At 71.1% G+C, this 22,429-nt stretch carries 16 protein-coding genes and 2 pseudogenes; 4 read left to right on the top strand and 14 right to left on the bottom strand.

What is annotated here, in order from left to right; translation table 11 throughout:
* The 7 genes and pseudogenes from ACFWRT_RS30720 to ACFWRT_RS30690 form a co-directional block, all read right to left on the bottom strand.
* A pseudogene (locus tag ACFWRT_RS30720) lies at nucleotides 1-260 on the bottom strand (hypothetical protein); the annotation flags it as partial.
* Nucleotides 261-609: 349 nt separating this feature from the next.
* Nucleotides 610-819 (bottom strand): hypothetical protein, encoded by a 210-nt coding sequence (locus ACFWRT_RS30715; protein WP_380952314.1) that lies wholly within the window; start codon nucleotides 817-819, stop codon nucleotides 610-612.
* A gap of 792 nt (nucleotides 820-1,611) precedes the next feature.
* Nucleotides 1,612-2,619 carry a LacI family DNA-binding transcriptional regulator gene (locus ACFWRT_RS30710; protein ID WP_380952313.1) on the bottom strand — a complete coding sequence of 336 codons (1,008 nt, stop codon included), beginning with the start codon at nucleotides 2,617-2,619 and terminating at the stop codon, nucleotides 1,612-1,614.
* A gap of 119 nt (nucleotides 2,620-2,738) precedes the next feature.
* Nucleotides 2,739-7,028, bottom strand: coding sequence for a discoidin domain-containing protein (locus tag ACFWRT_RS30705; RefSeq protein ID WP_380952312.1), 4,290 nt, complete (start codon nucleotides 7,026-7,028; stop codon nucleotides 2,739-2,741).
* 230 nt (nucleotides 7,029-7,258) lie between these two features.
* Nucleotides 7,259-8,449: a S8 family peptidase gene (locus ACFWRT_RS30700; protein WP_380952311.1), complete on the bottom strand. Its 1,191-nt coding sequence runs from the start codon at nucleotides 8,447-8,449 to the stop codon at nucleotides 7,259-7,261.
* A 103-nt stretch (nucleotides 8,450-8,552) separates the two neighbouring features.
* Nucleotides 8,553-9,671: a type III polyketide synthase gene (locus tag ACFWRT_RS30695; protein ID WP_380952310.1), complete on the bottom strand. Its 1,119-nt coding sequence runs from the start codon at nucleotides 9,669-9,671 to the stop codon at nucleotides 8,553-8,555.
* Between the two features lie 34 nt (nucleotides 9,672-9,705).
* The gene (locus ACFWRT_RS30690) at nucleotides 9,706-10,968 is read right to left on the bottom strand and encodes a cytochrome P450 (RefSeq protein ID WP_380952309.1); all 1,263 of its coding nucleotides are present in this window, start codon (nucleotides 10,966-10,968) and stop codon (nucleotides 9,706-9,708) included.
* 265 nt (nucleotides 10,969-11,233) lie between these two features.
* Here ACFWRT_RS30690 and ACFWRT_RS30685 point away from each other — a divergent pair, with 265 nt between their 5' ends.
* Nucleotides 11,234-12,451: a Dyp-type peroxidase gene (locus ACFWRT_RS30685; RefSeq protein WP_380952308.1), complete on the top strand. Its 1,218-nt coding sequence runs from the start codon at nucleotides 11,234-11,236 to the stop codon at nucleotides 12,449-12,451.
* Here the strand turns inward: ACFWRT_RS30685 and ACFWRT_RS30680 are convergent.
* Genes ACFWRT_RS30680 through ACFWRT_RS30665 form a run of 4 tightly spaced genes read right to left on the bottom strand, consistent with a single transcriptional unit; the run spans nucleotide 12,382 to nucleotide 16,410 of the window.
* A complete protein-coding gene (locus ACFWRT_RS30680) occupies nucleotides 12,382-13,263 on the bottom strand; it encodes an ABC transporter ATP-binding protein (RefSeq protein WP_380952307.1) in 882 nt (293 codons plus the stop codon). The two genes, ACFWRT_RS30685 and ACFWRT_RS30680, sit on opposite strands and share 70 nt — an antisense overlap.
* Nucleotides 13,260-14,333: a FecCD family ABC transporter permease gene (locus ACFWRT_RS30675; RefSeq protein WP_380952306.1), complete on the bottom strand. Its 1,074-nt coding sequence runs from the start codon at nucleotides 14,331-14,333 to the stop codon at nucleotides 13,260-13,262. Before ACFWRT_RS30675 ends, ACFWRT_RS30680 begins: the two co-directional genes overlap by 4 nt.
* Nucleotides 14,330-15,334, bottom strand: coding sequence for a FecCD family ABC transporter permease (locus ACFWRT_RS30670; RefSeq protein ID WP_380952323.1), 1,005 nt, complete (start codon nucleotides 15,332-15,334; stop codon nucleotides 14,330-14,332). Before ACFWRT_RS30670 ends, ACFWRT_RS30675 begins: the two co-directional genes overlap by 4 nt.
* 35 nt (nucleotides 15,335-15,369) lie before the next feature.
* The gene (locus ACFWRT_RS30665; protein ID WP_380952305.1) at nucleotides 15,370-16,410 is read right to left on the bottom strand and encodes an iron-siderophore ABC transporter substrate-binding protein; all 1,041 of its coding nucleotides are present in this window, start codon (nucleotides 16,408-16,410) and stop codon (nucleotides 15,370-15,372) included.
* 278 nt (nucleotides 16,411-16,688) lie between these two features.
* On the opposite strand from ACFWRT_RS30665, the gene ACFWRT_RS30660 reads away from it, so the two are divergent.
* On the top strand, nucleotides 16,689-17,786 hold the full coding sequence (locus ACFWRT_RS30660; RefSeq protein WP_380952322.1) for a MerR family transcriptional regulator: 1,098 nt from the start codon (nucleotides 16,689-16,691) through the stop codon (nucleotides 17,784-17,786).
* A gap of 45 nt (nucleotides 17,787-17,831) precedes the next feature.
* Here the strand turns inward: ACFWRT_RS30660 and ACFWRT_RS30655 are convergent, their stop codons facing one another.
* Nucleotides 17,832-18,653 carry a helix-turn-helix domain-containing protein gene (locus ACFWRT_RS30655; protein ID WP_380952303.1) on the bottom strand — a complete coding sequence of 274 codons (822 nt, stop codon included), beginning with the start codon at nucleotides 18,651-18,653 and terminating at the stop codon, nucleotides 17,832-17,834.
* 257 nt (nucleotides 18,654-18,910) lie between these two features.
* On the opposite strand from ACFWRT_RS30655, the gene ACFWRT_RS30650 reads away from it, so the two are divergent.
* Complete coding sequence (locus ACFWRT_RS30650) at nucleotides 18,911-19,444, top strand: EF-hand domain-containing protein (protein ID WP_380952302.1); 534 nt, start codon at nucleotides 18,911-18,913, stop codon at nucleotides 19,442-19,444.
* A 71-nt stretch (nucleotides 19,445-19,515) separates the two neighbouring features.
* Here ACFWRT_RS30650 and ACFWRT_RS30645 read toward each other — a convergent pair whose 3' ends face one another.
* Nucleotides 19,516-19,932 carry an acyl-CoA thioesterase gene (locus tag ACFWRT_RS30645; RefSeq protein WP_380952321.1) on the bottom strand — a complete coding sequence of 139 codons (417 nt, stop codon included), beginning with the start codon at nucleotides 19,930-19,932 and terminating at the stop codon, nucleotides 19,516-19,518.
* A 49-nt stretch (nucleotides 19,933-19,981) separates the two neighbouring features.
* On the opposite strand from ACFWRT_RS30645, the pseudogene ACFWRT_RS30640 reads away from it, so the two are divergent.
* A pseudogene (locus ACFWRT_RS30640) lies at nucleotides 19,982-20,345 on the top strand (alpha-amylase); the annotation flags it as partial.
* A 5-nt stretch (nucleotides 20,346-20,350) separates the two neighbouring features.
* Here ACFWRT_RS30640 and ACFWRT_RS30635 read toward each other — a convergent pair.
* Complete coding sequence (locus ACFWRT_RS30635; RefSeq protein WP_380952300.1) at nucleotides 20,351-22,354, bottom strand: GTP-binding protein; 2,004 nt, start codon at nucleotides 22,352-22,354, stop codon at nucleotides 20,351-20,353.
* Between the last annotated feature and the right edge of the window lie 75 nt (nucleotides 22,355-22,429).

The following is a 22,429-nucleotide window of genomic DNA, read 5'->3' as shown; positions in this document are numbered from 1 at the left end:
CCGTTGGTGTCGAGCTCGGTGCTGAACTCGCGGTAGCGGGTGTTCTGCGCCGGGATCTTGTACGGGGCGCAGAGGACGCCGCCGTTCTCCGGGACACCGGTGAAGACCTGGGTGGCGGTCCACGGCGTCGACGACGGCGGCATCTGGGAGGCGGCGAGGAAGGCGGGCTGGGCAGCGGCCTGCGCCGGGGCTGTCACGAGGGCCGCGAGGCCCAGTGCGGCAGCGGCTGCGGTGGCGAGTGCGGTGCGGAGCTTGTTCATGGTGATGGATCCCCCGTCGGGTCGTTCGTACGGTCAGTGCTCCACCAGCGTGGGGCCGGCGCCCGCCGGCCGCAACGATCACGCGCCCACCAGCCGTCCCGGAACCATTCCACCCCCGCTGACGTGCAAAGACGTGAACGATTGGGACGCGGGGTCGAGGGGGATGGAATGCCGAAGGACGCCGCCGTCCAGGAGTTCGCGGGGCATGGAGTGCGCTGAGTGCGCTCGTACGAAGGCCCGTCGGTCGGGGCGTGGACGGCGGCGGCAACGTGGTTGTCAGCTCCGGGGAACCGCAGCTGATGGCGCTGGCCCGGACTCCGGCTGACGCGTCCCGAGGGCGGTGGTCCGCTCAGCCCTGCGGCAGATCCCCAGCGGCATCCTCCAGATACCGGAGATCAGCGGAGTCGATACCTGAGATTTCGGAGACCTCTTCTACCGGCTCACCCTCACGGACCGCAGCCACCGCTTCAAGTTCTACATCTGCACGCGCTGCATCAGCGGCTGCCTCGGCGGTGCGCTGACGTTGAGCAGCCAACTCGACGGAAGAAATCTTGTCCATGTGCCTTATGTTTCCACAAATGTGAGCCGGTCATGAACGGAGAGGCATCCGCAACGAGTCCGCGTCTGACAGCGACTTGGACGGCTCGTGACGAGCTCGACACCGACGAGCACCGCGGCGCGGTGCTCGGCCTGGTCCAGGGGCTCGGCGGCCGACTGCGTAAGAGCGGCGATTTGGCCCAGGAGCTCGCCCTCACGTCAACCACGTTTGACCGCACCCGGACCACCTGCAGCCACAACCTCGCCGAACCGACCGGCCACTCCCCGCTCCGGCTGCCGCCGTTCGCCCAGGTGGCGAGGGCCCGCCGGTCGGCGAGGTGCATGGGCAACTGCGTGGCCAGGGGCGCGCGGCGGGTGGACAGCGTCACATCGTCGATGACGAAGCTCGTCTGGTACGCGCGGTCCTCGGTGGCCGAGAACTGGAGTGCGCCGGTGCGGCCCGCGAAGGTTGCGATGGGAGGCAGCCGCCGCTCGCGCCGACGGTCCAGGGCAAGGTCGTCGACCCGGTGTGGCCGCCGGCGGGCTTGACCGCGTTCCTGGTGGTCCAGTCCACCCCGTCGACGATTTCCTCGGTGGTCGCCGAGTTGAGTCGTTACTGTCCCTGACGGCGGTCGCACCCGCCATGAGCTCGCCGCCAACCGCCTCGGCCACGCCTTGGACGACCCGCGCACAGGAGACGAGTAGAGGCTGGGCGGCGTGGGCCCAACCGCCGGATGACCGCAGAATTTCCCGCATGTTACGCAATTGAGCGACAGGTGTACGCACAAGTCGGCGGCCCCGGAGGTGCCGCGCCTCAGCGGGGCGCTTTCGCGGTCGAGCCGCGTACCACCAGCTCCGGCTCGAACAGCAGCTCCCCGGGCGGCACCGCGCCGCCCTGGATGCCCGCGCAGAGCAGCTCCACGGCCGCCCGGCCCATGGCCTCGATGGGCTGGCGGATGGTGGTGAGCGGGGGTTCGGTGCAGTTCATGAAGGCCGAGTCGTCGAAGCCCACGACCGAGACGTCCGACGGCACTCCGAGGCCGCGCCTGCGGGCCGCCCGGACCGCGCCCAGCGCCAGCGGGTCACTGGCGCAGATGATGCCGGTGACCCCTCGCTCCAGCAGCCGGGAGGCGGCGGCCTGGCCGCCCTCCAGGGAGAACATCGACCGCTCGATGCCCTCCTCCGCCAACTGCCCCCCGGTGGCCTCGGCGACCGCACGGGCCGCCGCCAGTTTGCGGCGGGAGGGCACATGGTCGGACGGGCCGATCACCACGCCGATGCGCTCGTGGCCGAGGGAGGCCAGGTGGCGCCAGGCGCGCTCGATGGCGACGGCGTCGTCGCAGGAGACGCAGGGGAAGTCGAGGCCCTCTATCGGGGCGTTGATCAGCACGACGGGGATGCGCCGCTCGGCGAGCCGGTGGTAGTGCTCGTGCGCCTCGTCCGCCTGCGCGAAGAGGCCGCCGGCGAAGACCACCCCGGAGACCTGCTGCTGGAGCAGGAGGTCCACGTAGTCCGCCTCCGAGACGCCGCCCTTGGTCTGGGTGCAGAGCACCGGGGTGAGACCCTGCTGCGCGAGGGCGCCGCCGATGACCTCGGCGAAGGCCGGGAAGATGGGGTTCTGCAGTTCGGGCAGGACGAGGCCGACCAGCCGGGCCCGCTCACCGCGGAGCTGGGTGGGCCGCTCGTAGCCGAGGACGTCCAGCGCCGTGAGCACGGACTGCCGGGTGGCGCGGGACACCCCGGGCTTGCCGTTGAGCACCCGGCTCACCGTGGCCTCGCTGACCCCAACCTTCTTGGCAACCTGAGCAAGTCGTCGCGTCATGCCGCAAGGCTAACGTAAGCACTGCAAGTCTCAGACTTCTTGATGCAAGGAATGTACGCGGAAGGGGCACCTCCCGGCCAACGGGAGGTGCCCCTCAGCAACGATCCGTCATCTCCTCGCTACGGGTTGATGTTGATCTTGAAGGTGGAGGTGGTGTTCCTGATGTCCTGGGCGTTGTTGCTGAGCCGCAGACGGTTGAAGGTGACCTCGCCGACCGCCGGGCCCTGGCCCGCCTCCGGCATCTCGTTCGCCCAGAGCCCGAAGCCGGACTTGGCGTCGAAGGCGTCACCGCTCTTGCGCGCACCGGAGATCGAGACGTCGGTGAGCACGGTGTCCTTGATCGGGAACTGCGGCTGTCCGCCGACGTAGTTCGTCTGGAACATGATGCCGCTGTACGTCGGATCGACGATGTCCACGTTGGAGATCCGGATGCCCTGGAACACCTTGGAGGCGGAGAAGAGCCAGATCCCGGGGAAGGTCTGCGAGCCCCAGAAGTGGCCGCCGGACCGGACGATCGAGACGTTCTCGATCTTCGTCGGCTGGGTCCCGAAGCCGTTCATCGGGTAGCCGAAGTCCAGCGAGCTGACCGTGATCCCGGAGTAGACCAGGGTGTCGGCGATGTGGATGTTGCGGAAGGTGTTGTCGTAGCCGCCGTAGACGGCCACGCCTGCCGCGCGCCAGGTGAGGATCGAGGTCAGGTTCTCGTAGATGTTGTTCTTCATGTCCGCTCCCCCGGCGTCGATCGCCGAGAAGAGCGCGAAGCTGTCGTCACCGGTGGCGCGGGCCTCGTTGTTGGTGACGAGGTTGTCGGTGGACCCGTTGGTCATGTTGATGCCGTCGGCGAACATGTTGCGGATCCGGGAGTTCTTGATGGTGATGTTGTCGGTGTTGGCGCCCCAGTAGAGGCACACCATGTGCTCGTTCCAGATGTTGTCGATGACGATGTCCGACACGCCTGAGAAGTCGAACACCTTGCCCGGCCCGTCGATGCGGGAGGTGTAGTTGCCGAAGTAGGCGAAGTTCGCGAACGAGGAGCCCTTGGCACTGGCCTCGGCCCGGAAGCCGATGTCGGTGTTGTCCTGGGTGGTCGGGGCGTTGAACCGGGTGTACCAGGGCCCGGCGCCGACCACCTTGACGGCCTTGCCGTACACCTGGAACTTGCTCGCCGTGCTGTACTCACCCGGCGGGAGGTAGACGCCCGTCAAGGTGCCGGTGGTGTCCATGCGGACCTTGTCCAGGGCGTTCTGGACGTCCTGGTGGGTGAATCCGGCCGGCACGGTGTACGTGGCCGGGTTCGGGTTGGCGACCGGGGCGACCTGCTCCAGGCTGACGAAGTCGATCGCGTACCGGGAGGAGTTGGCGGCGTCCTTCTGGAGCCGGATCTTGGCTCCGGCCGGGACGGTCCTCCCCAGCATGACGTTGGCCTCGTCATAGATGTGGCGGGGCGCTCCGGCGCCCGGGGAGTTGCCGGGTGCGGCCTCGTTCCCGTACAGCCAGGCGTACTTGGACGTGAGGTCGATCGCCTTGAGGAAGGTGCCGTCGACGTAGACGTTCAGCGTGGAGTCGATGCCCCCGCCGCCCGCGGAGTCGGGGATGGAGAACCGGGTGACCAGGGTGTTGGTGGACTTCCTGGTGGTGAACTCCACGTAGTTGCCGTTGTTGTCGAGGGTGACGGCCTTGCGTCCCGACGCCTCGCCCGCGATGTCGCCGACGGTCCTGTTGGGGCCGACGACCTGGGCGCCGCCGCCCGTGGTGCCGTCCTCCGCCTCGTACATGTCGTACGGCATGTTGGCGCCGCGTCCGACGAAGAGGGACTCGGTGGAGGTGTTGTTCTCGCGCTTGACCGGCAGCTCGTTGGCGTCGGCCGCCAGGACCGTGCGCAGGGTGTACGAGCCGTTGGCGGCGGGCCAGGTGCCGAGGGTGACGGGGGCGGTGGTGGCGCCCGCCGCGATGACCCCGGTGTGCGCGCCGGTGAAGGTCTTCACCGTGGCACCCTGGGAGTTGAGCAGCGTGAGCGTGATGCCGTGGCTGCCGGCGGCGGAGGCGATGGTGCCCTGGTTCTTGATGGCGACGGAGAAGGTGACGGTGTTGCCCGCCGCCGGGGCGGAGGGCGAGGTGGTGACGGAGCTCGCGACCAGGTCGGAGCTGGAGACCGGCTGCACGACCAGCGGGGAGGCGGCCGTGTAGGTGTTGTTGGTCTCGTTCTGCTCGATGACCTCGTTGTCAGGGTCCGCGACCGCGCTCAGGACGTAACTGCCCGCGCCCCGGGCGCCGATGGCCGCGCTGACCTGGGTGGAGGCACCGGCGGCCAGGGCGCCGACGTTACCGGTGGCGACCTTGGAGCCGCCGAGCCGGAACTCGACCTTGCTCGCCGGGGCGGCGAGCGCGCCCGCGTTGCGGACGGTGGCGGTCAGCGTGATGGTGTCGGACTCCACCGGGGTGGCGGGCGAGGCGGTGATGCCGGTGACCTGGAGGTCGGGGTTGGCCGCCGCGGCGCCCAGCACCTGGAACTCGGCGACCTGGCCGGCGCCGGAGCCGCTGTTGGCGGTGAACTTGAGCTGGACGTCGGCGACGCGCGCGGAGACCGGGATGGTCACCGTGTTGCCGCTCGCCGGACTGAAGGCGTAATCCTTGGCCGCGACCAGGGAGTTGAGGGACGAGGAGCTCTGCTCACGGCCCAGGACCTCGATGCGCTGGGTGCGCGGGCCCCAACTGCTGTCCGGGTTCAGCTTGACGACGACGCTCTGGGTGTCGGCGTTGGAGCCGAGCTGGACGGTGAGCGTGTTCGGGTAACTGCCGCCCCCGCCCTCCCAGTAGGTGGCGGTGCTGTTGTCGTTGGCGTTGGCGGCGACGAAGGTGTGCACCACCGAGGAGGCCGTGATCGGCTTGTTGACCGCGAGGTTGGAGGCGGTGCCCGTGGAGCCGTTGCGGGTCACGGTGTTGCTGTCGGTGGAGACGTTGCCCGCCGCGTCCTTGGCCCGGACGACGTAGCTGACCGTGGTGGTGGCCGGCTGGGTGTCGGTGTACGTCAGGACGTTGCCCGCGACACTGCCGCGCAGCACGTTGTTGGCGTAGACGTCGTAGCCGGTGACGCCCTTGTTGTCGGTGGACGCCTGCCAGGTGAGCCGGATCTGGCCGGTCGCCGGTTCGGTGAACGCCAGGGCGCCGGGGGCGGTGGGGGCCTGGGTGTCGCCCGTGTCGCCGGAGCGGGTGACGGTGTTGCTGTTGGGCGAGACGTTGCCCGCCGCGTCCTTGGCGCGCACGTAGTACGACACGGTCTGCCCGGCCGGGCGGGTGTCGGTGTACGTGGTGGCGTTGCCCGCGACGGAGGTCAGCAGGGTGTTGTTGGCGTAGACGTCGTAGCCGGTGACGCCGGTGTTGTCCGTGGAGGCCTTCCAGGTCAGCCGGATCTGGCCGGTGGCGGGCTCGGTGAACGCCAGGTCGGCCGGTGCGGTCGGGGCCTGGGTGTCGCCGGTCGCGGGGCCGTAGACCTCCAGCTCGGCCAACTGTGCCGAAGGACTTGCCGAGTTGGCGGTGACCAGGACGCGGACGTACCGGGTGGTCGTGGGATCGAAGGAGATCGTCGTCGACTGCCCGCCCGCCGCGTCGAAGCGGTAGTCCTTGGAGGCGGTGAGGTCGGTGAACTCCGTTCCGTTGGCGCTGGCTTGGAGCTTCAGCGTCTGGCTGCGCGCCGCCCAGCCGTCGGGGAGGCGCAGGACGACCCGGTCCACCCGGACCGACGATCCGAGGTCGGCCTCGATCCACTGCGGGAGGTCGTTCTCGCGGCTGGCCCAGTAGCTGGCCCGGTTGCCGTCGTTGGCGTTGGCGGCGACGTAACTGCCGTTGCTGCTGCTGGCTTTGAGGGTCTTCCCGGCGGCGAGATTGCCCGATGAGGCGGCTGCCGCCCGGACCTCCAGCTCGGAGAGCTGGGCGGCCTGCCAGCCGGTGTTGGCGGTGATGTGGACCCGGACGAAACGGGTCAGCGTGGCCGGGAAGGTCACCTTCACCGCGTTGGCGGAGCCCGGGCTGAAGGAGTAGGCCGCCGAGCTCTTCAGCGTGGCGAAGCTGGTGCCGTCGGCGCTGCCCTGGAGGGAGAGGGTCTGCGAGCGGCTCTCCCAGGACGGCGGGAGCTTCAGCGTCACCTCGTCGACCCTGGCGGGCGAGCCGAGGTCGGTCTGGACCCACTGGGGCAGGTTGCCCCCCGCGCTCTCCCAGTACGTCGAGGCGTTGCCGTCGGTGATGTTGGGTGCGGGGTACTCGGCATGTGCGCTACTGGCCGCCGCGGCCCGGCCCGCGGCGAGGTTGGGGCCGTCGGCCGCCGAGGCGGTGAGCGTCGGCACGCCGATCATCAGAAGACTGGTCGCGACAACAGCGGATATCGCCCGCCATCTCCAGCGTTGGGCTCTCATAGCTCCCCGATCTTCGGCCTCGGCGCAGGACGCGTCGAGGGCGCGGCTCTGGATCCGTAGTCAGGAAACACGCGATTCTGCACGCACTACGGCTCAGTTTTGCGTTGTGCGGTCAGAGAGTTGCAGAGAAATGAGAGACCGTCCACTGTTCCGGCAACAGCCGGAGACAGCGGAGGCCGGTGAGCGGAAGGCGTGTCGCCCGCCGCTCACCGGCCCTGCCTGGCGGTGTGTCAGAGGCCGCCGGTGTACAGCAGCAGATTCGGCGAGCCCTGGCCGAGGCCGGAGAGGACGTCCGGGGTGGCGGTGTCGGTCAGCAGGCTCGTGACGGCGGCGGGCGTGGCCGACGGGTTGCCCTGCTTGTGGAGGGCGGCGACGCCCGCGACGTGCGGGCTGGCCATGGAGGTGCCGTTCAGGGAGACGGTGCCGCCGCCGAGCTTCGCGGAGGCGATGTCGGCGCCGGGGGCGTAGAGCGAGACGCACGAGCCCCAGTTGCTGAACGCGGTCTCCCGGTCCTGGCGGTCGCTCGCGCCCACCGTGACCACACCGTCGGCCGCGGCCGGGGAGACGTCACAGGCGTCCTGGTCCTCGTTGCCCGCCGCCACCACGGGCAGCACGCCCGCGTCCGCGACGGCTTCGACCGCCGCGTCGACGGCACGGGAACGGGCCCCGCCGAGCGAGGCGTTCAGGACCGCCGGGGTGGAGCCGGCCGCCGCGTCCTTGGCCACCCAGTCGAACCCGGCGATGATCCCGGCCCAGGTGCCGCGCCCCTGGCAGTTCAGGACCCGCACGCTGACCAGGGACGCGCCCTTCGCCACCCCGGAGACCGAGCCGCCGACGGTCCCGGCGACATGGGTGCCGTGGCCGTTGCAGTCCTGCCCGTCACGCCCGTCCCCGACCGAGTCGTAGCCGCTGACGACCCGGCTGCCGAACTCGGCGTGCCCGGCCTCGATCCCGGTGTCGACGACGTACACCTTCACGCCCTCACCCGTGGCGGTGGTGGTGAAGGTGTCGTCCAGCGGCAGGGCGCGCTGGTCGATGCGGTCGGTGCCCCAGGTGGCCGCGGGGGCCCGGAGGAGGCCGCCCGCGCGGGGCGTCTCCACGGCCACTTCGGCGTTCTCCTCGACGGCGAGCACGCCGGGGACGGCCCGGACGGCCTCCAGCTCGGTGGCGGTGAGCGTGACGGCGAACCCGTGCAGGACATTCCCGTACGTGAACAACGGGCGGAGCCCGAACTCCTTCAGGACGGTGTCCGGAGAGAGTTCGGGCTCCAGGGTGACGATGTACTGCCCGGGGACGGCCCGGGCGGACCGCTCCACCGGGACCCCTTCCGGTCCGGTGTCGGCGGCGGCCGGGGTGGTGGTGCCGATCAGCGGGGCGATCAGCAGCAGGGCTGCCGGGGCCCATCGGGCGCGCAGGCGCATGCAGGTCTCCTTGGGTGGGATCACGTCCGCGGTGCTGATGTGCGGCCGCGAAGCGCGAATACCCGGTCCTTCGTCCCCGCCCGTACGGCGCCTTAACACGGGTTCAGCCGGACAGCGCAACGCCCGTCGTCAGCTCCAGGTCGGCCAGTTCCCGGTCGGGGTCGGCCCCGGCGTCGTGGTGCGCCCAGCTTCCGACCGCCACCTCGGCGGTGATGCCGGGCCCGAATCCGGCGATCAGGCCCTGTGCGGACTCGGCCGCGCCGCCGTCGTCGAAGAGTCGGGCGAGCGCGTCGAAGACGACGGAGCTGGCGATGTTGCCGCGTTCGGTGAGGGTGGCCCGGCTGTAGCGGAACATCTCCATCGGCAGATCGAGGAAGTGGCAGAGGTCGTCCAGGATGCGCGGGCCGCCGGCGTGGACGATGAAGAAGTCCATGGCGGGCACAGACCAGCCGTGCAGGTCGACCAGGTCCTTCAGGACCGGCGCGAGCATCTCCATGGTGCCGGGCACCCGCTTGTCCAGCAGGAAGTGGAATCCGGTGTCGCGGACGGCGTAGGAGATCCAGTCCTCGGTGTCGGGCACCAGGTGGGAGCCGTTGCGCTCCAGCTTCATGCCGGTGCCGCCCTGCCCCCGGACGACGGCGGCGGAGATGGCGTCCCCGAACAGGCCGTTGGAGAGCAGCGATCCGACGCCGATGTCGGTGGGCTGGTAGCAGAGCGAGCAGAACTCGCAGGAGACGATGAGGACGTTGGAGTCGGGGTAGGCACGGCAGAAGTCGTGCGCCCGGTTGATCGCCGCGCCGCCGGCCGCGCAGCCGAGCTGGGCGATGGGCAGCTGTCTGGTCCCGGGTCTGAACCCCATGGTGTTGATGAGCCAGGCGGTCAGCGAGGGCATCATGAAGCCCGTGCAGGAGACGTAGACGATGAGGTCGATGTCGTCCGGTTCGGTCCCGGCGTTGGCGAGGGCCTGCCGCACCACTTCGGGGACCCGGGTCTTGGCCTCGGCCTCGTACACCTGGTTGCGGCGCTCGAAGCCGGGGTGCTTGAGGGTCTCCTCGATCGGCTGGACCAGGTGCCGGGTCTGGACTCCGGTGTTCCGGATGAGCCTCAGGACGAGGTCGCGCTGGGGGTGCCCGTGGTGGGTCTCCCGGGCCAGCTCCAGGGTCTGCTGCATCGTGATGACGTGTTCGGGCACAGCGATGGCCGGTCGGCACAGGGTCGCCATGGGTTCTCCTCGTATCTGGGAGCGGAGGCTCTCGTCACCAGGTGACGGGCAGAGCCAGTGGGTAACGCCAGATGGACGTCGTGTTCCACCGGATCTCCTCGGGCTCCGCATCGAGACGCAGGGCCGGGAAGCGGGCCAGGAGCGTGGCGAAGGCCACCTCCAGTTCCATGGTGGCGAGCGGTGCGCCCAGGCAGTGGTGGGCGCCCCAGCCGAACGTCATGTGCGGGATGGACGGCCGGTCGGGGTCCAGCTCGTCGGGGCGGTCGAACTTGGCGGGGTCGCGGTTGGCCGTCAGGTACGACACGTGGACCACGTCTCCCGCCTTGATCGCGACCCCGCCGAGCTCCACGTCCTCCAGGGCGATGCGGGGGATCCCGACGCCCTTGCGGAAGGGGATGTACCGCAGCAGCTCCTCCAGCGTGCGGGGCAGCCGCTCCGGTTCCGCCTGGAGCGTCTTCAGCAACTGGGGCCGGGTGAGCAGGGTGTAGGCGATGTTGCCGAGCTGGTACGTCGTGGTGTCCTGGCCGGTGATGAGCAGGACCATCGCCATGACGGCGAGTTCCTTGTCGTCGAGGAGTTCGTCGCCGTCGCGGGCGGTGGCCAGGGTGCTGATGAGGTCCTCGCCCGGGGAGCGGCGGCGCTCGGCGGTCAGCTCGGTGAAGTAGCCGCGGAGTTCGGCCTTGGCCCGTACCGCGTCCTCCTTGCCCGCCGCGCCGACGTTCATCATCGTCATGGCGTGGGCGCGCAGCCAGGGGCGGTCGGCCTCGGGGATGTCGAGCGCCTCGCAGATGGTGATCAGCGGCAGCGGCGCGGCGATCCGGGCGAAGAAGTCGGCGGGTGAGCCCTCGTCCTCCATCCCGTCCAGCAGCCGGTCCACGACCCGCTGGGTGCCCTCGCGCATCTGCTCGACGCGGCGCGGGGTGAAGCTCTTGGCCACCAGGCTGCGCAGCCGGCTGCTGGCGGGCGGGTCCGTGAGGTTGATGGACTCGGCCTGGACGATCGGTTCCGGGGTCATCCGGGGGAAGTCCCGGCCGAGTACGGCACCGCGGCTGAAGCGCCGGTCGGTGGTGACCGTCCGGACGTCCTCGTAGCGGGTGACGAGCCATGCCTCGCCCTCTCCGTACGCCATACGGATGCGGGAGACGGGCTCCTCGGTGAGCAGTTCCTTGAGCTGGGGGTCGAACTCCAGTTGCTGTGCGAAGTCGAAGGGACAGCTCCGTACGGTTTCCTTGTCCTGCACCGAGGTGTTCTGGTCCTCGTCGTGCACCGAGGCGTGTCGGACCGAGGTGTTCTCCACCGAGGTTCTCCCAATGGCCGGTTCGGGGTGTTCAGGGCGTCCCGGCCCACGGCTCGGGAACAGACCTCCCCTGTGTCCCCCGCCGCGCCGGGAAACATGTCACTCACCCTCCGCAGTCAGCCGATCAGGGGGGCGCACGCCCCGGCGCTGAGCCGCCCGGCCCAAGCGACCCGCCATGCCCGGGGAAACCGTGCTGAGCTGGCCCTCCGCGCGGTAGGGCCGAGAAGCCGGAGCGGACCACCAAGATTCCGCAAGGAGAACGGCCATGACGGAAAGTGACCACCGCCGGGATGCGCGTCCCGGCCGACGTGTTTTCGTACGGGGAGCCGCGAGTGTCGTCGGGGCCGTGGGGCTGACCGGCACGCCGGCGGTGGGGGCTGCGTCCGGCGCCCCGGCGGCCGGCAGCGACGAAGGGCGGGTGCCGTTCCACGGGGCGCACCAGGCGGGCATCCTCACCCGGCAGCAGCGGTTCGGCGGCTTCGCCGCCTTCGACGTGCTCGCGCGCGACCGGGCAGGGCTGGCGGCGCTCCTGAAGAAGCTGACCGTACGGTGCCGCGTCCTGACGGCCGGGGTCACCCCGCTGGACCCGGACGTGGCGGCGGTGCGGGGACCGGAGGACCAGCTGACCATCACCGTCGGGGTGGGTGCCTCGCTGTTCGACGGGCGGTACGGGCTGGCGGGGGCGCGGCCGCCCGGGCTCGTCCCGATGCCGGAGTTCCCCGGGGACCGGCTCGAACCGGGCAGCAGTCACGGCGATCTCTCGGTGCAGGTCTGCGCTCAGAACCCGGACGCCGTCCTCCATGTCGTACGGGATCTGGCGCGGGAGACCGCGGGGCTGCTCCGGACGCGGTGGCGGGCCGACGGGTTCCTGAACCCGCCGCGACCGGAGGGCTCCCCGCGGTCGTTCGTCGGCTTCAAGGACGGCACCGCGCACCCGGACACGTCATCCGCGCGGGAGATGGACCGGCTGATCTGGGTCGGGGCGGAGGCGCCGGGGTGGGCGCGCGGCGGGAGCTACCAGGTGCTGCGCACCATCCGGTTGCGGGCCGAGGCGTGGGACCGGGTCCCGCTCGGCGAGCAGGAGCGGATCTTCGGCCGCCGCAAGTCGACCGGGGCGCCGCTCGACGGACGTAAGGAGAGCGACCTGCCGGACTACGGGCGGGACCCGGAGGGCCGGGTCACCCCGCTGGACTCGCACATCCGCCGGGCCAATCCGCGGACCCCCGGGAGCGAGGACTCGGTGCTGCTGCGCCGGAGCTACAACATCGACCGGGGCCTCGCTCCGGACGGCACGCTCGATGTGGGGCTGGTCTTCTGCTGCTACCAGCGGGACATCGCCCGGCAGTTCGCGACCGTGCAGAAGCGGCTGGAGGGCGAGCGGTTCGCCGACTTCAGCACCACGACGGGCGGCGGCTACTTCCTCACGCTGCCGGGGGTGACCGGCTCCTCGGACTGGTACGGCTCCGCGCTGCTCGGCTCCTGAGGGCCCGGCCTCTCCCGCACGTGGTGGCGGCCGATCGGGAGCATCAGGGGCCGGCCGGAGACGGGGTCCTCGATGACGCGGCTCTCCAGGCCGAAGACCGCGCGGACGGTCTCCTCGGTGAGCACATCGGCCGGGGAGCCGGCGGCGTGCAGCGTGCCGTCGGCGAGGGCGATGAGGTGGTCGGCGTACCGGGCGGCGAGGTTGAGGTCGTGGAGGACCATCACGATGGTGGTGCCGCGTGAGCGGTTGAGGTCGGTCAGCAGGTCGAGGACCTCGATCTGGTGACTGGCGTCGAGGAACGTGGTGGGCTCGTCGAGCAGGAGCAGGTCGGTCTGCTGGGCCAGCGCCATGGCGATCCAGACGCGCTGGCGCTGGCCGCCGGAGAGTTCGTCGACCGCGCGGTCGGCGAGCGGTTCGGTGGCGGTCGCCTCCAGGGCCGAGGCGACGGCGGCGTCGTCCTTCTCGTTCCAGCGGGAGAACATGGACTGGTGCGGGTGGCGGCCCCGGCCCACGAGGTCGGAGACGGTGATGCCCTCGGGCGCCACCGGGGACTGCGGGAGCAGGCCGAGCGTGCGGGCCAGTTCCTTGGCGGGGAGGCGGTGCACCTCCTTGCCGTCGAGGACGACCCGGCCTTCGCGGGGTGCGAGGAGGCGGGACATCGAACGCAGCAGGGTCGACTTGCCGCAGGCGTTGGCGCCGACGATGACGGTGATCGCGCCGGGCGGTACGACCAGGTCGAGGGAGGAGACGACCGTACGGTCGCCGTAGCCGAGGGTGAGGTCTTCGGCGGTCAGTTGGTGGTCGGTGGTCATAGCGAGCCTCCCGCCCGGTTGGTGCGGATGATCAGGTAGACGAGGTAGGGGGCGCCGAGGACGCCGGTGACGACGCCCACCGGGTAGCGCTCGCCGAAGGCGAACTGGCCGGTGAAGTCGGCGACGAGGACGAGCAGCGAGCCGACGAGCCCGGCGGGCACCAGCAGGGAGCCGCCCGCGCCGACGATCCGGGCGGCGATGGGGCCGGAGAGGAACGCGACGAAGGCGATGGGTCCGGCGGCCGCCGTGGCGAAGGCGATGAGCCCGACGGCGGCCACGATCACGGTGATCCGGGTGCGTTCGACCCGTACGCCGAGGGCGGAGGCGGTGTCGTCGCCGAGCTGCATCGCGGAGAGGCTGCGGGCCTGGCCGAGGAGGAGCGGGGTGAGGACGGCGGCCGCGGCGAGGGCGGGGAGGACCTGGTCCCAGGTGGCGCCGTTGAGGCTGCCGGTCAGCCAGCGCATCGCCTCCTGGAGGTCCCATTCGGCGGCCTGGGACAGGACGTAGGAGGTGATGCTGTCGAGCATGGCGGAGATGCCGATACCGATGAGGATGAGCCGGGTGCCGACGACCCCGCCCCGGAACGCCAGGGAGTAGACGAGCAGGGCGACGCCGAGTCCGGCGGCGATGGCGAGGACGGAGACCTGCACCTCGCCGAGGGAGAGCGTGACGATGGCGATGGCCGCGGCGGCGCTCGCCCCGGAGCTGATGCCGATGATGTCGGGGCTGGCGAGGGGGTTGCGGAGCATCGTCTGGAAGGTGACACCGGCCAGGCCGAAGCTGAATCCGGCGACCAGGGCGAGGACCGCGCGCGGCAGCCGGAGCCGGCCGACGGTAAAGGAGGCTCCCGGCACCTGCTCGCCGATGATGACCCGCCACACGTCGCCGGGCGGGTAGAACGTCCGGCCCGCCATCAGGGTCACGGCGAACGCGGCGACGACGAGGACGGCCAGGACCAGGATCACCAGGCGCCTGCGGGAGGCGCCCCGGATACGGCGGCGGGTGGCGGCCGCGACGGACGCGGGCGACGCCTCCTGGGGGGCCGGCCGGGTGAGGGCGGGGGCGCTCACAGGGCACGCACCTTCTGTCGGCGGACGATGTAGATGAAGAAGGGGGCGCCGATCAGCGCGGTGACGATGCCCACGTCGATCTCCGCCGGGCGCGCGACGATCCGCCCGGCCACGTCGGCAGCGGTGAGCAGGACCGCGCCGAGCAGCGCCGAGAGCGGCAGCAGCCAGCGGTGGTCGACGCCGACGAGCAGCCGGCAGGTGTGCGGGACGACGAGGCCGACGAAGCCGATGGGTCCGGCCACGGCGGTCGCGGCTCCGCACAGCAGTACGGCGCCGAGCGCGGCCACCGCCCGGGCGACGGCGACACGTTCACCGAGTCCGGCCGCCAACTCATCGCCCAGGGCAAGAGAGTTGAGGGCCCGCGCGGAGAGGAGACAGACGGCGAAGCCGACCGCCAGGAACGGCGCCACCTGTCCGATGCGCTCGAAGGAGGCGCCACCGACGCCACCGATCTGCCAGAGCTTGAAGGATCCGGCGATGTCGTTACGGGGCAGGATGACGGCGCTGACGAGCGAGGCGAAGGCGGCCGAGGTGGCGGCCCCGGCGAGTGCCAGCTTGAGCGGCGTGGCCCCTCCCCTGCCGAGCGTCCCCACGGTGTACACGAACAGGGCGGAGAGGGCGGCGCCCGCGATGGCGACCCAGATGTAGCCGGTCGGCGAGGAGAGCCCGAAGAACGCGACGGCCGTGACGACGGCGAGCGAGGCGCCCATGTTGACGCCGAGGATGCCGGGGTCGGCCAGCGGGTTGCGGGTGACGCCCTGCATCACCCCGCCGGCGAGGCCCAGCGCCGCGCCGATGACGACCGCGAGGACCGTACGGGGGATCCGCTTGGTGGCCGCCGCCTGCCCGAGGGTCTCCTCGGCGCCGCCGAGCGCCGCCTGGACGTCGGCCCACGGCACATCGCGCGAGCCGAAGGCGACCGACGCCACCATGACGGCGGCCAGCACGAGGACGGCGGCGAGGAGCCAGAGCGTGCGGACGCCCGCCGGACGCCGGGCCATGGTGGCGTCCGGCGGGCGCCGGTCGGTGGAAGCGGTCACTTGACCTTGTCCGCGGCCTTGGCGAGGGCGGCCGCGTAGTCGTCCAGCACGTAACTGATCGACAGGGGCGTCGGGTTGGCGGCGGTGGCCAGCGGCGAGCTGCCGGGCAGGAGGTAGGTGGAGCCGCGCTTGACGGCGGGGATCTTGGAGAGCAGCGGGTCCTTGCCGATGGTCTTCAGCAGCTCGCCCGTGTCGTCCCCGTACCCGGTGATGATGTCGACGTCGTCGAACGCGTCGATCTGCTCGGCGCTCTTGGTGAGGGCGAACTTCTTCGTGCCCTCGGACGCCTTGGCGATGCTGCCCGGCGTGGTCATGCCCAGGTCCTTGAAGAACTGGGTCCGGGTGTCGTGTTCGGTGTAGAAGCCGATCTCGCTGACGTCGTTGGGGTCGACGTGCGTCATGAACATCGCCGACTTGCCCTTGAGCTGCGGGTACTTGGCGGCGGTCTTCGCTATGTCGCCGTCGAGCTTCGTGATCAGCTTCTCGCCCTCGTCGGCGCGGCCGATCGCCTTGCTGTTGGTACGGATGATCTCGCGCCACGGGGTGGCCCAGGCGGCGTCCGGGTACGCGACGACGGGGGCGATCTCGCTGAGGGTCTCGTAGTCCTTCTTGGTCAGTCCGGAGTACGCGGCCAGGATGACGTCGGGCTTCGTGTCCGCCACGGCCTCGAAGTCGATCCCGTCGGTCTCGTCGAACAGCACCGGCGTCTTGGCCTTGAGCTCCTTCAGCCGCTCCTCGACCCAGGGCAGCACCCCGTCGCCGTCGTCGTCGCCGAAGTTGGCGGAGGCCATGCCGACGGGCACGACACCGAGCGCCAGGGGCACCTCGTGGTTGGCCCAGTTGACCGTGGCGACGCGCTTCGGCTCGGCGGGGATGGTGGTCGTGCCGAGCGCGTGCTCGACCTTCAGCGGGAAGCCGCCGGCGGCGTTCCCCTCGCCCTTCTTGTTCTCGGCGTCGCCGCTCCCGTTCCCGCCGCAGGCGGCGACGGAGACGAGTGCGGCTGCCACGGCGAGCAGGCGGAGGCGGTGTGAGGACATGGGTGAGTACCCGGCTTTCCGGAGGGTCGGGGTGCCGCTTCCCGCACGTCCGGGCAGGGGCCGCCGTCGTGGGAGGGGTGCACTGCGGAGGCAGAGCGGCTTAGGTAAGGCTTGCCTTCACACTTTATGAGAGGAGGTGCGGGTGTCGCAATCAACTGTTTGAGACAGTCTCCGTAGCGATAGGGACATACGTCGTCGGCGGGGCGGCGGCGCATGAGGCGCTTGACCCTTACGTGACGTCAGGCCGCATAGTCGGTGCCGTGGAAGAACACTGGACCGTGGGACGCGTCGCCGAGCTGGCCGGCGTGAGCGTCCGCACGCTGCATCACTATGACGAGACCGGGCTGGTCCGGCCGTCCGCGCGGACCGCCGCCGGGTACCGGGCCTATGCGGCGGGCGACGTGGAACGGCTGCGTGAGGTGCTGGCCTATCGGCGGCCGGGCTTCGGACTGCGGGAGATCGCGGAGCTGGTCGACGACCCGTCGGCCGACGCGGTCGCGCACCTGCACCGGCTGCGCGGCCTGCTGCTGGAGCGGCGTGACCGCGCCGACGCGATGGTGACGGCCATCGACAGGGAACTCACGACACGGGCGAAGGGGCTCAAGGTGACACCGGAGGAGCAGTTGGACCTGCTCGGCGCACGGCTGTACGACACGATCGGGGACGCCTACACCGCGACCCGGCGGACGGATCCCCGGATCGCCGCGCAGATCTGGGACGCGCTCGGGGACGCGCGGACGGTGCTGAACGTCGGGGCCGGCACCGGCTCCTACGAGCCTGCCGACCGCGAGGTGACCGCGGTGGAGCCGTCGGCGGTCATGCGGGGGCAGCGGCCTCCCGGCTCGGCGCCGTGCGTCGCCGCCGCCGCGGAGAGCCTGCCGTTCCCGGACCGGTCCTTCGATGTCGCGATGGCCGTCTCCACCGTCCACCACTGGGGGGACCCGATCGCGGGGCTGCGCGAGATGCGGCGGGTGGCCCGCCGCGTGGTGGTGCTCACCTTCGACACGGACGAGCCCGGCTGGCAGGACCGGTTCTGGCTCACCCGCGACTATCTGCCCGAGTTCACCGGCGTCCTCGCGGAGTTCCCCTCGCTCGCCCGGATGGCCGACGCGATCGGCGCCCGCGCCGAGCCGGTGCCCGTCCCGTGGGACTGCGCGGACGGCCTGTTCGAGGCGTACTGGCGGCGGCCGGGGGCCTACCTGGAGGAGCGTGTGCGCCGTGCGATGTCGGTGTGGTCGAGGGTCGGACCGGAGGCGGAGGGGCGTGCGGTGCGCAGCCTCGGCGACGACCTCGCCTCCGGCCGGTGGGCCGAACGCAACGGCGACCTGGCCGCCCTCGACGCGGCGGATCTCGGCCTCCGCCTGCTCAGGGCGTGAAACTTCAGCACGTGAATCCGCCCGGAGTTCATGTCCTGCGCGAACTCAGGACGTGAACTCCGGCCGGAACGTCCCCGGGGTCAGCCCGGTGGTCCGCCGGAAGGCCACGCCGAACGCGCTCGCGGAGCGGTAGCCGACCTGTTCGGCCACCGACTCGACGTCCCAGCCCCGGGTGAGCAGGCCGATCGCGTGCTGCGCGCGGACCGCCGCGACCCAGCGGCCGAAGCTCGTGCCCGTCTCGGCGGTGAAGGCACGCGTGACCGTACGGGTGCTGACCCCCAGCTCGGACGACCAGTCCGCCAGCGTCCGCTGGTCGCCCGGATCCTCGCGGACCGCGTCCGCGACGGGGCGCAGGAGGGCGGAGGTGGGGACCTGGACGAGCAGCTCGCGGGGCGACGGCGCGAGGACGTCGAGCACGAGCGCCTCGGTCGCGGCCCGGGAGGAGGGGGCGAGGCCGGGTTCGCCGAGCCGTTCCAGCAGGAGGCGCAGCAAGGGGGTGATCTCGACGGCGACCGGGGTGTCGGAGATCGACGACGTCGTACGGAAGCCGAAGAAGCTGGCCCGGAACCAGGTCCCCGCCGTCGCCGATCCGGAGTGCAGGGTCCCGGCCGGCATCCACAGGCCGAGGGCGGGGGTGATCGTCCAGATGCGTTCGCCGACCACCGCCGATGAGGCGCCCCGCCCGTTCCAGAGCAGTTCGTGGAAGGGGTGGGAGTGCGCGTCCCAGAGGGTGTCGTGGGAGACGACCTCGTCGTACCCCTTGATGACGAAGGGGGTGTCGACCGCACCGGGCGCATGCGCGGGCAGCGACCGGGTCTCCCTGGTCGTGGACGGTCCGGCCTCCCCGGCGGTGGGCATCACTCGCATCCACCCAGCCTAGAAGGTGTACGCGGGGCCGGGTTCCCCGCTCCCCCGGTACGACGCGGTGGCCCACGGCCCGTACCGGGGCGCGCGGGGCCACTGCGCCTCGTCGTCTGCCTCAACTCGACGTTTACGACGGGGTGGTTACGTCCTTCAGGTGAAGGAGGTACGGCTTTCGCCGTGCCCGCCGCCCTGCGGTCGGACAGTGAGTGGGCCGACCGGGCTCCGGTCGGCGGGACCGTACGGCGAAAGGTGACGGATTCATGACCACTGAGGCCACCCGGCGGGTCGCGCTCGTCTTCTCCCTGTTCGATGCCAACGCCAACGGGGTCCTGGAGGCCGACGACTTCGACCTCATGGCCGACCGCGTCGTACGCGAGGCGCACGCCTCGGACCAGGCGGCGAAGGACGCGATGCGGGGAGCGTTCCGGCGGTACTGGACGACCCTGCTCACCGAGCTGGACGAGAACGGCGACGGCGAGATCAGCTTCGAGGAGTTCACCGCCTGTGTGCTGTCGCCGGAGCGGTTCGACGCGACGATCGCCGTGTTCGCGGAGGCGCTGGCCGCGCTCGGCGACCCGGACGGCGACGGTCTGATCGAGCGCCCCCTGTTCATGGCGCTGATGACGGCGATCGGGTTCGAGCCCGCCAACATCGACGCGCTCTTCGACGCGTTCGAGCCGACCGACGGGGACCGGATCCGGGTGGAGACGTGGGTCGCCGGGATCAAGGACTACTACGCCCCCGGCAAGGCCGGCATCCCCGGCGACCACCTGGTCGTCGGCACGCCCGTCTGACCCGGCCGGCCTCCGATGGACCGTGGACGCCTCCGCCTGCCGGGCAAGGGGCGTCCACACCTTGTGGCTGCTCAGCCCGTCAGCAGGTCCGGATTGCCCGCCAGTGCGGCCAGGCGGCCCTGCGGGTCCGGGACGAGGCGGCGTTCGGTCAGGTCGAGGACGCCGGCCACTCCGGTGATCTCGGCGGCCACCGTGCCGTCCTCCTTGATGACCTCCTGAGCCAGGGTGAACGTCTTCCCCGCGCCGTAGTCGAAGCGGCAGGTGACCCGTACCTTCTCGCCACCCCGCAGCTCGCGGCGGTACTTCACGGTGACCTCGAGCTGCACCGGGCCGATGCCGTCGGCCAGCAGCTTCTCCTGGGGGAGCCCGGCGGCGCGTAGCAGCTCCCAGCGGGCGTGCTCCGCGTACTGGAGGTAGACGGCCTGGTTCAGGTGGCCCTGGGTGTCGAGCTCGTAGCCGCGCACGGTCACATCGACGGAGAAGGTCATGACCGTGCGAACGCCCACGCCCGGTGATCCATTCCGGTGAGCCGGTCCTGCCGCACCCCTGGCCCGGCACCTCCAGCGGCTCGACGAGATCCGGCGCGCGGTGCCCGGCCTCCAGATGGGCCGGTACTCCACGGAGGGCATCAGCGGCTCCATGGCGTACAAGCGGCGCTCCACCGACGCGGCGAGCGGCACCGACAGCTTCGCCCTGGTGGCGGTCTCCGGGAGTGCCACGTACACCGGCATCCCGAACGGCACGTACAAGGACGCCGTGACGGGTGACACCAAGGTGGTGAGCGGGCACGCTCGCGGTCCCGGCGCGCGGGCAGGGGAACCTGCGCATGTACGTCCTGGACCTCGGCGGGAAGAACGCCGCGCCCGGGAAGATCGGCACGGCGGGCCCGTACCTCACGTAGCGGCCTCAACCGGCGACCCGCCGCACCGTGCGCAGCAGGTACTCCTTGCGGTGCAGCGGGTCGTGGTCGGTGCGCGGCCGCTCCGGGACCGGGCCGGTCACCGGGCGGTGGCCGTCGAACGCGGACTCCAGCATTCCTTCGCCTCGCGTCAGCCCCGGGAGGAGCTGCTGGAGTTCGTGGACCCGGGCCGCCGGGATGCCGCCCTCCAGGGTGCAGAGCGCACCGCGCATCTCGGGCGGACCCGGCTCCGCACGCAGCCGGGTGAGGACCGGGACCAGGGCACCGAAGGTGTTGGTGGGCAGCTCCAGACGGAAGCGGTGCATCGGCTCGTACACCCGCGTCCCGGCCCTCCGCAGCGCGTCCATCAGCACCAGCGGTGTCAGACTCCGGAAATCGCCCGCCGTGCTCGACATGCTTTTGTCGAACGTGCCGTGGGAATGGCTCTGCCGGGGCCAGTAGCCCGAATGCGTCTGGGTGACGACACAATCCGTCACCTGCCAGCCGTGGATTCCCTGGGTGAGCGTGGAAAGGACGGTCTCCTCGACCGCACGCATCAAGGAATAGGGCATGGAGCCGAGTTCCACTTCGCGGCGGAATTCCACTCCGCTGCCGTACGGGGCCGGGTCGACCCGCAGGCCGACGGTGGCGAGGAAGGGGTTGGGGTCCGTGTCGATGATCTCGACGGCCTCCCCCGTACCGGCCGGCCGTTCCCGGCAGATCGTGGTGGTCGCGCGGAAGGTGACGTCGACCCCGAACTCGTCGGCCAGGGTCGCCTGGATGACCTCCTTCTGCACCTCCCCGTAGAGCGAGAGGGACACCTCCTGGCGGAGGTCGTCGCGGCGGACGGCGATCAGCGGGTCCTGTTCGGCGAGGCGGCCGAGGGCGACGTGCAGGGCGCCCCGGTCCTGCGGGCGCACGGGGACGACGACCGTCTCCAGGGTCGGCGGGGCGAAGTGGCGGCGCCCGGCCTCGGCCCGGGCCTCCCCCACGCTGTCGCCGATACGGATGCCGGCCAGCCCCTTCAGCCTGCCGATCCGGCCGGCGCGGACAGCGGAGACCGGCACTTCGCCGCCGTCCTCGAAGACGGTGACCGCCGAGACCTTGTCCTCGCCCTCCCGGCCGTCCGGGCTGCGGAAGCGCAGCACCTCGCGGGCGCGCACGGTGCCTTCGACCATGCGGACGTACGCGGTCCGCTCGCCGTTCGCGGTCCGGTCGACCTTGAACACCGTGCCCCGGGCCGGCGCCTGAGCGTTCCCCGTGGCGGCGGGCAGCAGGCCGGTGATGCCGTCGGCCAGGGCGTCGATGCCCGCACCGGTGGCAGCGGATCCGAAGAAGACCGGGTGGACGCGGCACCGGGCGGTCTGTTCGGCCAGAGCTGCCAGGAGCGGGGCGTGGGTGAGGGCCGCCGGGTCGTCGACGTACGCGGTCAGCAGCTCGTCGTCGTGGCGGGTGAGCAGATCGGTGAGCGCGCCGGGGAAGCCGGGGTCGGCCCCGGTGAACGGCGTGGTGGTCGCGGACCGGGTGCCGAGGTGCTGGGCGGAACCCATCGCCACGATGTCCGGGGAGAGCCGTTCGGTGATGCTCGTCAGCAGCGAGCTGTACCGGGCGCCGGGGCGGTCGGTCTTGTTGACGAACAGCAGGGTCGGGATGCGCAGCCGGCGCAGGGTGCGCAGGAGTACGCGGGTCTGGGCCTGGACGCCCTCCACCGCGGAGACGACGAGGACGGCCCCGTCGAGGACGCCGAGGACCCGCTCCACCTCGGCGATGAAGTCCGGGTGGCCGGGGGTGTCGATCAGGTTGACCGTGGTGGCGCCGAGGGTGAAGGAGACGACGGCCGACTTGATGGTGATGCCGCGCCGGCGCTCCAGGGCGAGGGAGTCGGTCTGTGTGCTGCCGGCATCGACGCTGCCGATGGTGTCGATGACGCCGGCGGTGTGGAGGAGCCGCTCGGTCAGGCTTGTCTTACCGGCGTCGACATGCGCCAGAATTCCCAGGTTCAACGTGTGCAAGAAGCTTCATGTCCTTGAGAGAAAGGTCAGTTTCTGTCGGGAGGAACACGAAAGCTCGGCGCATGGTCAGAAAAC

This window comes from Streptomyces cyaneofuscatus, from assembly GCF_042718795.1.
In the GTDB taxonomy this organism is placed as follows: domain Bacteria; phylum Actinomycetota; class Actinomycetes; order Streptomycetales; family Streptomycetaceae; genus Streptomyces; species Streptomyces cyaneofuscatus_A.
Note: the sequence above shows the minus strand (reverse complement) of the source record. Positions and strands in the feature narration are given on the sequence as shown.

Coding starts and splice junctions, on each gene's coding strand:
- ACFWRT_RS30715 (WP_380952314.1), bottom strand. CDS start 819: ATGGACAAGATTTCTTCCGTCGAGTTGGCTGCTCAACGTCAGCGCACC.
- ACFWRT_RS30710 (WP_380952313.1), bottom strand. CDS start 2,619: ATGACGCGACGACTTGCTCAGGTTGCCAAGAAGGTTGGGGTCAGCGAG.
- ACFWRT_RS30705 (WP_380952312.1), bottom strand. CDS start 7,028: ATGAGAGCCCAACGCTGGAGATGGCGGGCGATATCCGCTGTTGTCGCG.
- ACFWRT_RS30700 (WP_380952311.1), bottom strand. CDS start 8,449: ATGCGCCTGCGCGCCCGATGGGCCCCGGCAGCCCTGCTGCTGATCGCC.
- ACFWRT_RS30695 (WP_380952310.1), bottom strand. CDS start 9,671: ATGGCGACCCTGTGCCGACCGGCCATCGCTGTGCCCGAACACGTCATC.
- ACFWRT_RS30685 (WP_380952308.1), top strand. CDS start 11,234: ATGACGGAAAGTGACCACCGCCGGGATGCGCGTCCCGGCCGACGTGTT.
- ACFWRT_RS30680 (WP_380952307.1), bottom strand. CDS start 13,263: ATGACCACCGACCACCAACTGACCGCCGAAGACCTCACCCTCGGCTAC.
- ACFWRT_RS30670 (WP_380952323.1), bottom strand. CDS start 15,334: ATGGCCCGGCGTCCGGCGGGCGTCCGCACGCTCTGGCTCCTCGCCGCC.
- ACFWRT_RS30665 (WP_380952305.1), bottom strand. CDS start 16,410: ATGTCCTCACACCGCCTCCGCCTGCTCGCCGTGGCAGCCGCACTCGTC.
- ACFWRT_RS30655 (WP_380952303.1), bottom strand. CDS start 18,653: ATGCGAGTGATGCCCACCGCCGGGGAGGCCGGACCGTCCACGACCAGG.
- ACFWRT_RS30650 (WP_380952302.1), top strand. CDS start 18,911: ATGACCACTGAGGCCACCCGGCGGGTCGCGCTCGTCTTCTCCCTGTTC.
- ACFWRT_RS30645 (WP_380952321.1), bottom strand. CDS start 19,932: ATGACCTTCTCCGTCGATGTGACCGTGCGCGGCTACGAGCTCGACACC.